The organism is Bacteroidota bacterium, from assembly GCA_016720935.1.
Lineage (GTDB): Bacteria > Bacteroidota > Bacteroidia > AKYH767-A > 2013-40CM-41-45 > JADKJP01.
On sequence record JADKJP010000002.1, the window covers coordinates 360,904 to 373,854 of the forward strand.

Annotated in this window: 11 protein-coding genes; 3 read left to right on the forward strand and 8 right to left on the reverse strand. The window is 40.7% G+C overall.

Annotated elements, in window-relative coordinates:
• Positions 1-52: 52 nt before the first annotated feature.
• The 4 genes from IPP86_01665 to IPP86_01680 all read right to left on the reverse strand — a co-directional run bounded on the left by IPP86_01665 (position 53) and on the right by IPP86_01680 (position 4,452).
• On the reverse strand, positions 53-784 hold the full coding sequence (locus IPP86_01665) for a glycosyltransferase family 2 protein (protein ID MBL0137220.1): 732 nt from the start codon (positions 782-784) through the stop codon (positions 53-55).
• Positions 785-800: 16 nt separating this feature from the next.
• Positions 801-2,690: a hypothetical protein gene (locus IPP86_01670; protein MBL0137221.1), complete on the reverse strand. Its 1,890-nt coding sequence runs from the start codon at positions 2,688-2,690 to the stop codon at positions 801-803.
• A 14-nt stretch (positions 2,691-2,704) separates the two neighbouring features.
• On the reverse strand, positions 2,705-3,652 hold the full coding sequence (locus tag IPP86_01675) for a glycosyltransferase family 2 protein (GenBank protein ID MBL0137222.1): 948 nt from the start codon (positions 3,650-3,652) through the stop codon (positions 2,705-2,707).
• Positions 3,653-3,789: 137 nt separating this feature from the next.
• Complete coding sequence (locus IPP86_01680) at positions 3,790-4,452, reverse strand: CoA transferase subunit B (GenBank protein MBL0137223.1); 663 nt, start codon at positions 4,450-4,452, stop codon at positions 3,790-3,792.
• 137 nt (positions 4,453-4,589) lie between these two features.
• Between IPP86_01680 and IPP86_01685 the strand changes: the two genes are divergently transcribed.
• A complete protein-coding gene (locus tag IPP86_01685) occupies positions 4,590-5,303 on the forward strand; it encodes a glycosyltransferase family 2 protein (protein ID MBL0137224.1) in 714 nt (237 codons plus the stop codon).
• Between the two features lie 95 nt (positions 5,304-5,398).
• On the opposite strand, the gene IPP86_01690 is transcribed toward IPP86_01685, so the two are convergent.
• Positions 5,399-6,133 carry a hypothetical protein gene (locus IPP86_01690; protein ID MBL0137225.1) on the reverse strand — a complete coding sequence of 245 codons (735 nt, stop codon included), beginning with the start codon at positions 6,131-6,133 and terminating at the stop codon, positions 5,399-5,401.
• Positions 6,134-6,480: 347 nt separating this feature from the next.
• Between IPP86_01690 and IPP86_01695 the strand changes: the two genes are divergently transcribed.
• Entirely contained in the window at positions 6,481-7,083 is a 603-nt protein-coding gene (locus tag IPP86_01695; GenBank protein MBL0137226.1) for a hypothetical protein, read from the forward strand.
• Between the two features lie 114 nt (positions 7,084-7,197).
• Positions 7,198-7,650 (forward strand): DUF1569 domain-containing protein, encoded by a 453-nt coding sequence (locus IPP86_01700; protein MBL0137227.1) that lies wholly within the window; start codon positions 7,198-7,200, stop codon positions 7,648-7,650.
• A gap of 171 nt (positions 7,651-7,821) precedes the next feature.
• On the opposite strand, the gene IPP86_01705 is transcribed toward IPP86_01700, so the two are convergent.
• The 3 genes from IPP86_01705 to IPP86_01715 form a co-directional block, all read right to left on the reverse strand.
• Positions 7,822-9,657 (reverse strand): glycosyltransferase family 39 protein, encoded by a 1,836-nt coding sequence (locus tag IPP86_01705; GenBank protein MBL0137228.1) that lies wholly within the window; start codon positions 9,655-9,657, stop codon positions 7,822-7,824.
• Positions 9,658-9,774: 117 nt separating this feature from the next.
• Positions 9,775-12,126: a hypothetical protein gene (locus IPP86_01710; GenBank protein MBL0137229.1), complete on the reverse strand. Its 2,352-nt coding sequence runs from the start codon at positions 12,124-12,126 to the stop codon at positions 9,775-9,777.
• An 82-nt stretch (positions 12,127-12,208) separates the two neighbouring features.
• Entirely contained in the window at positions 12,209-12,907 is a 699-nt protein-coding gene (locus IPP86_01715) for a CoA transferase subunit A (GenBank protein ID MBL0137230.1), read from the reverse strand.
• Positions 12,908-12,951: the final 44 nt, after the last annotated feature.

A 12,951-nucleotide genomic window follows, 5' to 3' on the forward strand; every position in this document is an offset into this window, starting at 1 on the left:
AATAATCACACAAAGATTGAGAAGAAAAACCTATACGCCTTTGCACGAAAATTTACCTGCTGAAAAGATTATACTTCAAAATACAGTAAATCGCCCTGAACCCGTCTTTCCATCCGATTTTTTTTCCTTCCAGATAAGTACGGCCGTAATAAGAAATTCCCACCTCATAAATCCGGATACCTTTTACACGCGACATTTTCGCGGTGACCTCCGGCTCAAAACCAAAACGATTTTCTTTCAGCTTGATATTCTTGATAATTTCCGAACGGAACATCTTGTAACAGGTTTCCATATCGGTCAGATTGAGATTGGTAAAAGCGTTCGAGAGTGTCGTCAGAAATTTATTTCCGATGCTGTGCCAGAAAAATAAGATACGATGTGGCTTGCCTCCCATAAATCGTGAACCGTATACTACATCCGCATTCCCCTCGAGCATGGGTTTGAGCAAAAGATTGTATTCGTTCGGATCGTATTCCAGATCCGCGTCCTGAATAATCACACAATCGCCCTGTGCCAGTTCAATTCCCTTGTGAATAGCAGCGCCCTTTCCTTTGTTTACTTCCTGATTGTGCAGACGAATATTTGTTTGTCCATGCTTGCTGATAAAAGATTCTATAGCGCCTTTTGTATCATCGGTCGAGCAATCGTTCACAATAATGATCTCTTTGTTAAGACCGTTGATCAGTGTTACCGCACAAACACGCTCCAGGATCAGGTGAATGGTTTTCGCCTCATTGTATGCCGGAATGATGATGGAAAGAGTTTTTATAGGTGTTGCGTTCATGAGAAGGGATCAGTTTTTACTTTGGATCGTAGACTTCGATTTGAAAATCATCAATATAAACAGGAGCTTCAGTGCCACGATACCAGACATAGATTTCGAAATATTCTTTTTCGTTGTAAGGAAAAGGAGTCATGTATTCCGCGGTGATTTTATTCCATTGGCCCGGAATATATGGTCTCTTTTCAAAATCAAATCCTCTGTATTTGAGGTTGTATTTTTTATGCGGCATGTTGATGACTATGGACGCAGGATCTTTTTGAATATCTCCGGTGGAAAAGTAGTATAGTGAAACACGGAGCCATACATGATCCTTATCTTCCTTCACGAGTTTGTAATACGGAATTTTATACTTCGGAGAAAAACGATATACGGAATCAAGTTTGAAGGAACGGATCCCGCTGTGATGATAAACCGAAGAAAACATTTTTTCCGTTACAGCAGGGACAACAGGATTGTCAAAATTATAATACGCGAGACGATACGAAGTGTATGCGGTATCATTCAGAAATTTATCTTCGGCTTCGAACGAACGTTGAATCTCCATTAGTTTTTTATCCTCATCACTCACTTTCGTTTTCAGAAAAATCTTTTTGTAGTATTTATACGTCATCCGATCATCCGGAATGATCCAGTTCAGGAATTGCCAGGTTTGAAAAAGGTTGAGAAATACAAAAAAGGAAATGGATAAAAATGTAATGCCTTTCAGCCAGAGTTTTCTGGCTCTTATTTCGTTTAAGAGATAACCCAATGGCAATGCCATCACTGCGTAGGATTCTGAAAAATAACGCATACCAAAACTTCCGCCATTCCACCAGGCCGCCCAGCTGGCGAGTAAATAAAAATTCAACAATGCATACAACACAATCGCCGGCTGAAGTTGTTTGTTGTATTTACGCATACGCACCAGCGCGATGATGGTGAAGATCAACACCGGTGTATAAATCAGGAGACTTTTCTTAAAGCTGAACAGAACATTCAGAATGTGGGGTTTCAGAAAATCAAAACCTTCCGTACGCTGGTAGCTGAAAAAAATCGGAGAGCCCGTAACTTTTGCCCAATAGATAAACTGAGGGATGAATACCAAAATGCCACAACCAAGCAACAACCACACATGTGACAAGTGATTTTTTATCAGTTGTATTTTCGCTTTTAGAGATTCCTTGTCATAAACGTTCCAGAACAATGGCAGGAGCAGACAAACAATTTCCGAAGGCCGGGAAAGTATCATCCATCCCATCACCAGTCCACCTGCAATGAGGTATTTCTTTTTCGGACCATCGTGCCATTTGATGATGCAGTACAGTAACACGCTGTAAGCGCTGAACAGCATAGCATGTGGCTGAAGATAATTGTTGACTGCTTCGCTGTAATAATTCGTTCCGAAAGCGGTGATCAATAACACAGCTGTAGTGACAGTGTCGGACAAATAACGCAGCAGTACTTTTCGGAGAAAAAACCATCCGAGTAGAATGTAAATGTGTACACCTCTTCCGATGAAGAACTGATACGGAAATGAGAAACCATCCTGAGGGTAATTGTGACTCGCCGCGTAAGAATTCGCCATGAAAAAGAATGGCGCGTATGCATAAGCGAATCCACAAGTATAATTTAGTACATAGTTGCCGTTTTCCAGCTGAAATGCCTGGTAAAAAGTAGGCGATGGTTTGTATTTGCTGTAAAGCGTATCAATGGTCGCTTTGTTCCTGATTCCCGGATCATTGTAAATAAATGTCATCGGTAAATACAGGTAATAAGAAGTTACATCAAAGGTGAGTTCTTCTTTGTAATAACTGTATTTTAAACGTGGGAGAGTATAGTGTCCATATGCAATACCGGCAATCACAATAAACACCGCCACCAGGGAACGCCAGGGGAATTTTGATGTCGGGGATTTGAGATCGTTCATATTGCCGGAAAACTTTAGTCTTTTTCCTGATCTGGTTCGGGAAGATTGGTTTCGCGCAGAATGTAAAGCGGTCTGTTTCGGATATTGGAACTCATCCTACTGATGTATTCTCCGATGATTCCGATGCTGATGAGTTGTACGCCACCAATAAAAAGAACGGCAAGCATGAGTGATGCCCAACCGGGAACATAATTTTTTGTCACCAGTCGCTCGTACAAGGCGTAGATGATTAACAGAAACGCGATTCCCGAAACGACGAAACCGGTAATGGTCGCGAAACGCAAAGGTAGATTGGAAAATGATGTGATTCCATCCAGCGCGAAACGCAGCATTTTTTTGTAGGTGTATCCTGATGCTCCGGCATGGCGTTCGTCGCGATCGTATTCGATGTAAGTCTGACGAAAGCCTATCCAGGAAATTTGTCCGCGAAGAAATTTTTGTTGCTCCGGCATTTTCTTCAAGACATCAATAACTTTTCTGTCGATGATACGAAAGTCGCCGGTGTCAACAGGAATATTGATTGAGGTAATGCGTTTGAGTGTGCGGTAAAAAAGTTTCGCTGTGAATTTTTTCAAAAAACTTTCTCCTTCGCGTGAGCGGCGTTTGGCGTAAACAACTTCGTAGCCTTCTTTCCATTTGCTCACCAAGTTCGCGATGAGTTCGGGAGGATCCTGTAAATCCGCATCGATGATCACCGCTGATTTTCCTGTGCAATAATCCAATCCGGCAGCAACAGCAACCTGGTGGCCAAAGTTTCTGGAAAAATCCAGATAGTGAACATCTGAATTTGTTTTTGCAAGACCTTTAATCAGGTCAATGGAATTATCCCGACTGCCGTCGTTGACAAAAACATATTCAACATTCATGTTCATGTCTCTGACGACATTGCTGAGTCGTTCAAACAGAACCTGAATATTTCCGGCTTCGTTATAAATCGGAATGATGATGGAAAGGTCTTTCATGATGGCAATAAGCCGTGAAAATAGGAAAAAGTCTCCGCAGCGCCGTTCTCTTTACGCTCTTTGCTGTTAAACTTTGCACTCTTTGTCGTTAAACTTTGCGTCTCCTGTGATGGACCGGGACAAGTTTTGCGCGAAAACTACCCGATATTCATCTCCGGAATTTCTCCTTCGACAATCAGTTTCCCGGCCGTCGCTTTAATAATTTCCTCTACAGTCACCCCCGGAGCCCGCTCCAGCAGGCGAAAACCACCTTCCGGCAGGACATCCAGCACGGCGAGTTCGGTCACAATCTTTTTCACACATCTGGTGCCCGTGAGTGGCAGGGAACAGGCCGGAAGAAGTTTTGATTCCCCGGCTTTGTTAACATGCTGCATGGCCACGATGATATTTTTCGCCGAAGCAACAAGGTCCATGGCTCCGCCCATACCTTTTACCATTTTGCCCGGAATTTTCCAGTTGGCGATGTCACCGTTTTCACTCACTTCCATCGCACCAAGGATGGTGAGATCCACTTTTCCGGCGCGAATCATCCCGAAACTCATCGCGGAATCAAAAAAAGCCGAACCGGGAACTGTGGTGATGGTTTGCTTTCCGGCATTGATCAGATCCGGATCTTCTTCACCTTCAAAGGGAAAGGGTCCCATGCCGAGCAATCCGTTTTCAGACTGTAAAACAACATTTACACCTTCCGGAAGGAAGTTAGCGACGAGTGTAGGAATCCCGATTCCGAGATTTACATAAGATCCGTCTTTCACTTCTTTCGCGATACGCTTGGCAATTCCGTTTTTATCGAGTGGCATGATCTGGTTTTTATTCTGGAGCATCAAAATTATAACAATCGCAGTTTCCAAAGGCAGAAATTCGAAAAAATCGGCTAATTTTTCCGCTTTAGGTATTTCGCTCTTCCCTTAATATCTTCACCGCCGGAAAGCAGCCGATGAAACTCAGCATTATCATCCCATTATACAACGAACAGGACCTTATCTCACAGGTACTGAACGAATTATTGAAGGTAAACTACCCTGCTTTTCTCTCTGATTATGAGATTATTGTTGTGGATGATTGCTCCAAAGATGCCAGTTATGCGCGTGTGGAAGAGTTCGCGAAGCAACAACCGAGGGTTCATTTGTTTCGTCATGAACAAAATCAGGGAAAAGGAGCGGCTGTTCGCACGGGAGCGTCAAAAGCGAGTGGAGATATTCTCCTGATTCAGGATGCGGATCTGGAACTCACGCCCAGGGATATACCGGATATGCTCGAAACAAAAAACGAGCTAAAGGTTCCTTTCATCAACGGTTCCCGTTATTTACCCGGAGTGAGAAGAACACAGGCTTCGTACAAGAGATATTTTTTCAATAAGCTTTTCACCAATATTGCTTCTGTACTCATTGATGTACATCTGACGGATGTTGCCTGCGGATACAAGCTTCTCGACAAATCACTTTTCGACAGATTGAATCTGAAAGAAAACCGTTTCGGTTTTGAAGCGGAACTGATTTTGAAATGCGCGCGTTTCCAGAAAAACTGGATCGCGGAAGTGCCCGTGCATTATTATCCGCGCAACAAAGGAGAAGGAAAAAAACTCCGCAACATGGATGGTTTCAGAATTTTGAAGACGATTTTGAAATACGGCTTGTTCAGGATGAAATAATTTTTTCTCCGAGCAAACTTTCAATTGGTCCCCCAGAATCTGGACTTTCAATCAGAATCTCATCCAGGAACTCATTTTAAAGGTTCAGCAGTATATTACCTGCGTCCTCTCCGGCGAAAAAACTTTTGTGAATTTTTTCGTGAGGACATGGCATCATCCACTTTCGCGTTTTCCTGATGGAGGGCAACTTCTTCTTTGTGATGAAAAATAGTTTCAACGCGGTGAGCTTCCAGTGGTGTAATCGGATGCACATTTCCTTCTTCAGGAATGAAATTTAAATCCTCTCCATGCATTGTTTCTTCCGGGAGAACATTTGTTATTTCAGGAGTTGGTACGACTTTCTTTACAATGGTTTTGTTTTTGGGTTCAATCTCCGGTTGCATTTTTTCTTTTACTGAAACTTTTGCGGCTTTTTTTACCTTGACTTTAGCTGCGGAAACAACCGGTTTATTTAATGCGATTTTTGCCGGGCGACGAAGAGGCGCTTTGGTTTTTTTTGCTGGACGAGCCTTCGATTTGCTCTTCACAGAACTCTTTAAATTCTTTTTTACCGTTTTTAGTGGAGACTTTTTGATTGTACTTTTAACTTTCTTCTTTGTTGTGAGCTTTGATTTCTTTTTTGCAATGACTTTTACATTTTTACTGACTTCTGATTTTACCTTCTTTTTAACTGCAGCTTTCTTAGTGACCTTGCTTTTTGCATTCAAAGCTTTCGCTTTCTTTATGGATGTTGCAATGACGATGCTCTCTTTCATTTTCTTCTTTTCTTTCAAAATAGCATTCCCAATTTCAATCGCTTTGTTGCGAATTGATGCGGGTAAATTTTTCATAGACTCCGGATATCTCTGTTTTGTCCAAGGCATAATTTTGAAGTTTAATAATGTTATCAATTCATAGGGTAATTTCCCTATGTAAAATTCAAAAATTTACTCCTGAATCAACTTACATAATTATTAAAATATCTTACATCATTCACACATTCCGCATTCTGAATTCCTTGTTTATACAAAGAAGGAACGTATGATCATGCCGGGATTTGCAATTCATGAATAAACTGGCAAATCCCATTGCCAAACACATGCTTAAATCAATGAAATTCCTGCTAAAGAGCGCTATTCTATATTGGAAATTTTAAATCGTGTTCGTAAATTCGTAAACTGGGGCTTTAATAATGGTCATGTTTCGATTACTGCGCACATTTATTTTCATCCTGCTACCTCTTTTAAGTTCCGGTCAACCCGTGTGGAAACTTGAAAAAAACAAGAACGGAATCAAAGTCTATTCAAGCCAGCTTCCAAATTCAGATTACAAGGCGATCAAAGCTGAATGTTTGATGGCGGGAAATTATGCTAAGCTGATCAATGCACTAACCGATGTTCCGCTTTTTACGACCTGGATTTATCATGCGAAAATATGCAGCCTGATGGTGCAGAACCCGGATCTTGATTTTATTTATTATTCGGAGACCTCGCTTCCATGGCCACTTTCCGACAGGGTGGCGGCAGTGCATGTGGTGATCAATACGGATAGTCTTCCGAAATTCATGACCATTACCGGGAGCGGAGAGTCCTGGAGAATTCCTGAATCGGATGATTTTGTTCCTGTTACACATTATTCCGCCCACTGGAACGTGACGATGCCAACTGCCAATACTATTTTTATAAAGTATGAATTGGAATTGAATCCCGGCGGAGAGATTCCTGTCTGGATCATCAATATGTTCGCGGCAAATGGTCCTTATGAGACGTTTAGTAATCTTTCTGAAAAATTGAAAAACTAGTTTGTGCTAATTGAACTTTTATGAATGAAGAAACCGGATAGTTAAAATGAGTACGAAATTCCTGCCTTCAAAATAAACCTGTATATTTCTTTTTTAACTTAGAAATTCGTTTGTATGAAAAACGTATTCGATCCGAATGGTGCTGCTGAGATGATCAGCCGAATCAATAAATTAAACTCTGATACCAAGGCACTCTGGGGAAAAATGAGTGTAGCACAAATGCTCGCGCATTGTAATGTTACCTATGAGATGATCTACGAAGACAAACATCCCAAGCCAGGCGGATTCAAAAAATTAATTCTGAAATTATTAGTGAAACCTTCCGTAGTAGGAGAAAAGGGATATCGAAAAAACAATCCTACGGCTCCTGAATTTCTAATCAAAGACGATAAAAACTTTGAAGCCGAGAAAAAAAGGCTGATCGACTTTATAACAAAGACACAGCAATTGGGTGAAAATTATTTTGAAGGAAAAGAGTCACATTCTTTCGGGAAGCTGAATAAAACAGAGTGGAACAATATGTTCTCCAAACATCTTGATCATCACCTGAGTCAGTTTGGTGTTTAGAAGAAAGTGATGAGAGACTTGGGACGGAAAAAAGTAAAAGTCTTTTTTAAAAATGTTTTCTATGTCTATGAAAAAATTTGCATCTAAGCAAATTCTAACAACTAACAACTAACAACTAACAACTAACAACCAACCACTAAGCACTAAGCACTAAGCACTAACCACTAAGCACTACTTCGCCTCTGCCACCTGTTTAAACTCCATATGAATATTGTCCACATACACCTGCTTCCCACCTTTGTCCCAGAAATATAATTTTCCCGTTTCTCTGTCGGGCCGATAATAATACCGGATTTTCATGTCAATCTTTTCCCAACTTGCTGCGGGAATTGATTTTAATTCCGAAACATCTCCTGCAAAGTATTGAGTCATTCCGGTATCGCTTTCAGTTGAGAATACCACGTACAAGTCACCCGGGTTGATTTTTTCTTTGCAATAAATATCTGCGTGAACAAACAGGCTATCCGCCCATTTTGAATTTAAATCGACAATCTCAAAATTGTATGCAGGAGAAAAGGGAACATCTTTTGACAAAGCAAAAGAGTAATCTCCGCTTTTCTTAATCTCCTTTGTTGTGCCCGGAATAGATTCCGGATGCAATTCGAAATCCTGATAATTAAAATAAATCCAACCTTCATGTGTGGAAGGAAGGTTATATGGCAAACCTGCACGTGCACGATCGTAATCAGGTTGCTGAAGATTTGCCCACCATTCACCTGTGCTTTCCGTTTGAAATAATCCGATGAAATATACTTTCTTATTCATCCCATCATAGTGAATCAATCCTTTTTTGTACTGCCATTGCTGGAACAAGCTGAAACTGATCAGACATAGAAATACAGGAACGGAAACGGCAATCAGTGCTTTGTTCTTTTTAATCCAGTCCAGACAAGCGGCGAAAGGCAAAGCAAGCATTCCATACAAATCCACCATTGGTCTTTGTCCAAATGATCCTCCGTACCACCATGCCCACCAACTATAGAATACATATATGCAAATCAATAGCGTGAGCAAAATTCCTAAATTGAACACGCGGATGACTTGACGAAACATCAAAATTCCGATGATCGAAATGAACATGATGGGTGTATAAATGAGCCAGCCTTTTTTGTAACTGAACAATCCGTCGATGATGTGAGGATCATTAAAATAAAATCGTTCTGATGTATATGAATAATAAAACCAATGTCCGGTTGCGGTGTGCCAGTAAATCAACTGCGGAAGTGCGCAGAGAAAAACGCAAACGAAAATCAAAAGGATGTGCATCCGTTCTTTCCAGAAAAACTGAATCTTTTCTACAAATGATTTCCATGAATTTACATTGTAAAAAATAAAGGGCAAACTCAGCAACAGCATGGTAGGTCGAATCAAAATGGCCAAACCAATGAGCACGCCTGCAATGAAAGTATTTTTCCAGTTTGGATTCTCATGCCATTTTACTGTGAAATACAAAAAGACACTGATGATTGAAAACAGAAAAGCATGCGACATGGCCGCTTCACGTGTGGTGTACCAGACAAGATTCGTTCCAAAATACACACAAAGTAGTGTCAATGCTGTGATACCATCTGTAAAATAGAGCAGGAGTAGTTTTCGTAAATACCATAATCCAATCAATACATAGAAAAAACAACTGATGACAAGCGCTGTTTGATATGGCCTGGAAAAACCATCAGGAGTATAGTGTGAAACATTTGCATATGCGTGAGCAAGCCAGAAAAATGGCATGTAGAGTATACTCAGGCCCATTGTTGTTTTCAATACATACTTCCCGTCCGGTGTTGTTTCGGGCCAGTATTTTGATTTGAGAGCACCATTATCTCGGTCAATAAAGGAAAGAGTCGCGTCATGGTAAATAAAAAAAGCAGGAAGATATCCATAGTAGGAAACAACATCACTTACTATCTGATCTCTTCTGTTCTCAGCATTGATAAAAAAGCAGGAAATAAGAAAAGCGAAAATGATGAAGATTGAAATTTTACTTTTTATGGATTGATTATTCTGCATGATAATATGTGCCGGAGTTGGAGGTGTTCTCTTTAATCAGATCAATCTTTTAAATGTGAAAATTCAAATGTAAAGAAATTTTATGAGGGGAATATTTGCGCAAATAAGAAAGTGTGTTTATTTGGACGTTGCCTCCTGACGAATATATGCGTAACCTGGAACCTGGAAATTATTAACTATACAAACAGAGTCGTTCTTATTGCCGGTTGACTGTGATAATAAATAAACATTGGTACCTGGAGATTGAATCAGCAATTCATCGGCAAAGAAATGCTGATCAGAATGAGGGTCTTTTAAAAATTTAAGGGTATAATTCACCGGTTTTTCAGGAGCGATGAATGTTTGTTGCACCAGGGACCATTCTCCGTCAATCACTTTAGCACGAGCAGGAGTGCAGGAAAAGAGTATTTGCTCTTCTCCGTTTTGCGGGTTTTCAGCGATCATCAAAAGGTCGATTTGATTACTGCCTTCTTCCAGATTGTTGTGCCAGTAGGTGAGCAAATATTCTTTACCCGGTTCAAATGGCAGATCCGCATGATCAATGAGGAGGTTCTCAATATTTTTATTTCCCTCGAAACAGCCTTTTCCATATCTGGATTTTGAATTTGATGCAGAATCAAATCCATCAAAATAAAAATATCCCGGATCTGAAGAAAAGATTTGTCCTGTGATGTTTGGCTTAAAGACTATGATATTCGTTTGTTTCAGATCCTCTTTGGTTTCAAATATGGAATCATATGCCAACGCGAATAAACTGAACGAAGTGTTCTCCCAGATTTTTGTACTTTTTTGCAAAAGATAATTTTCCTGGAGATCCAGCTGCTCCTGAGTCTTTAAAATGAGAAATGGTTTTTTTGAGGGAAGGTCGGTTTCAATTGTTTTTGAAATGAAAGAGGGAGAAAAAAACTGTAGAATGTTTTTTGCTTCCGGAATAGGAGAGCGGGCGGCTGAGGATGCCAATAGTGGGAAGTTGCACCAGTATGAAACTACCATGGAAGCTCGCAGACTTTCACGTGGATCCGCTGTTGTAAAATTATCACTACCGATGTGATAAAAAGGAAGTGGAACAAGACATTGATAGCTTGTTTTGATGCGATTCAGTTCATCACGTAATTCCCTGTACTCTTTTGGCAAGACTTGTTCATTGAAATAGTTTGGAGCGTTCACGCATTGTTCAGCAACAATCCGGAATTGCGAAAAACCTTCCAGCAATTGCAAACCTGCGAACGATCCGATGAGCATAAACGCGAATCTTGTTTTCCCCCGCGCTCTCAAAATTTTATAGATCAACCACAAAGTATAAAAACTAAATACACTGAAAACAAAATAAAATACCCATGCAAATCGCCCGAGGGAACGAAACTGTCTTAAGGTTGTAATCCAGTTGAGCAAAGGTTCTCCTCCCAGTCGAAATGGAACAGCCATCGCGTAAATCAACAGTACAATGGCCGCGCTTATTGATACAGAAAGCCAAAGCGTGCGAACCGGGAATAAAATTCTGTCAAATCTTTTACGAAGGATAAAGCGGAACAGACGGAACAATGAGAATGCTGCCATTACCGTTCCTGCCAGTCCAATGTAGGCCCAACCTTCCCAATGAGACTGTGAGAAACCAAGTGGTTTTGTAATCAGATTGTGAAAAGGAGCTTTCAGCGGAAGAAATACTGTGGCAAATGTCGCGAAGTGCTCAAAGAATCCGGTAGGACGAATTGGTCTTCCCAGATGAAAATCGATAATTGAAATGATAATCTGGGTCAATACAGCAGGTACAATAATTTGCAAAATGTATCCGAGGTAGAGATTTTTATTTTTCGTAAAAGATTTTTGTTTCGATAATAAAAGAGTTCCCGCATAACAAATAGTAAACGCAATCAGAATCGCGCTGAAATAGGGATGAATAAAAAACCACAAGGTGTTCAGGAGAATTAGAATCGCACCTGTTGTTTTTCTTTTTTCTCCGGCATCGTACTTTATCAGCAACCACCAACTGAGTGGAAAACAAAATGCATAGGATAAAGTAAGATGTCCCTGCAAGCGAAAGAGCTGCGGACACAAAAGGGTAATCGATACGGCGGCAATAATTACAAGTGTTTTTGGTAAAGAAAGCCGTAAGAGAACAAGGCTTAGAAAAAAAGCGCAGAGCGGAAAGGAAAGCAGCCAAAGCATATTGCTTAAACCCACACTATGTGTTTCGAACCAGGGAAAAGGAATCGCAAGAAATTTTAAGGTGTTTGTAATGAGTGTTTGTCCGTCAGTAAATACATGCGTTTGTCCATAAGGATAATTCATGTTTTGATATTCCGTCCAGCTGCTATCGTTGCGGATGTGACCGGCAATCATGGTGTATGTCTTGATTCCATCGCCATCAGCGGTGAGCATCGTTTCGTTTGGGTGAAGGAAGACAGGTTTGAAAAAGACAACCACAAAAATCAAAACGACAAAAAAGGAAAGTAGAGCCGTTCGATTCATAGATAGAAAGGTCAATAATTATAAAATGGAAATCCCGTCATTTGAAGAGGAATTTCCATGTTGTATGTAATTAGGTAACGATTTAACCTTTTTTCCGGACAGTTCTTTGCTCAATTCGCTTCTCGTATTTTTCTCCTTTAAAAATACGGTGAATATAAATTCCCGGAGTGTGGATGTGGTCCGGATCGAGACTACCCGCCGGCACAAGCTCTTCCACTTCCGCGATAGTGATTTTTCCTGCCATCGCCATGAGCGGATTGAAATTGCGTGCTGTCTCACGGTAAATCAGATTTCCATCTGTATCACCTTTCCATGCTTTGACAATCGCGAATGGCGCGTCAAAAGCATATTCCATCAGGTAATCTTTACCATTAAAATTTCTTACTTCTTTACCGATCGCTACTTCGGTGCCCACTCCTGCAGGAGTAAATATCGCGGGCATGCCGTAACCGGCGGCCAGACAACGGGTAGCCAGCGTTCCCTGTGGGATCAGTTCAACTTCCAGTTCACCGCTCAGCATTTGTCTTTCAAATTCTGCATTCTCCCCAACATAGGATGATACCATCTTCTTTACCTGGTGATTGTTCAGTAACAAACCAAGACCGAAATCATCAACGCCTGCGTTATTGGAAATGCAGGTGAGATCTTTCACACCTTTTTTTACCAATGCATTTATTGAATTCTCCGGAATTCCACACAAGCCAAAACCTCCAACAAGCAGGGTCATTCCATTTTCGATTCCTTTAATTGCTTCTTCCGCGTTTGCTACTACTTTGTTCATTGCCTGAATTATTTTATAGTGAATGGTAAAGAGTCTATTGCAAA

Excerpts from the sequence above, each read along its gene's own strand:
- IPP86_01665 (MBL0137220.1), bottom strand. The coding sequence starts at position 784 with ATGAACGCAACACCTATAAAAACTCTTTCCATCATCATTCCGGCATAC.
- IPP86_01670 (MBL0137221.1), bottom strand. The coding sequence starts at position 2,690 with ATGAACGATCTCAAATCCCCGACATCAAAATTCCCCTGGCGTTCCCTG.
- IPP86_01675 (MBL0137222.1), bottom strand. The coding sequence starts at position 3,652 with ATGAAAGACCTTTCCATCATCATTCCGATTTATAACGAAGCCGGAAAT.
- IPP86_01680 (MBL0137223.1), bottom strand. The coding sequence starts at position 4,452 with ATGCCACTCGATAAAAACGGAATTGCCAAGCGTATCGCGAAAGAAGTG.
- IPP86_01685 (MBL0137224.1), top strand. The coding sequence starts at position 4,590 with ATGAAACTCAGCATTATCATCCCATTATACAACGAACAGGACCTTATC.
- IPP86_01690 (MBL0137225.1), bottom strand. The coding sequence starts at position 6,133 with ATGAAAAATTTACCCGCATCAATTCGCAACAAAGCGATTGAAATTGGG.
- IPP86_01695 (MBL0137226.1), top strand. The coding sequence starts at position 6,481 with ATGTTTCGATTACTGCGCACATTTATTTTCATCCTGCTACCTCTTTTA.
- IPP86_01700 (MBL0137227.1), top strand. The coding sequence starts at position 7,198 with ATGAAAAACGTATTCGATCCGAATGGTGCTGCTGAGATGATCAGCCGA.
- IPP86_01705 (MBL0137228.1), bottom strand. The coding sequence starts at position 9,657 with ATGCAGAATAATCAATCCATAAAAAGTAAAATTTCAATCTTCATCATT.
- IPP86_01710 (MBL0137229.1), bottom strand. The coding sequence starts at position 12,126 with ATGAATCGAACGGCTCTACTTTCCTTTTTTGTCGTTTTGATTTTTGTG.
- IPP86_01715 (MBL0137230.1), bottom strand. The coding sequence starts at position 12,907 with ATGAACAAAGTAGTAGCAAACGCGGAAGAAGCAATTAAAGGAATCGAA.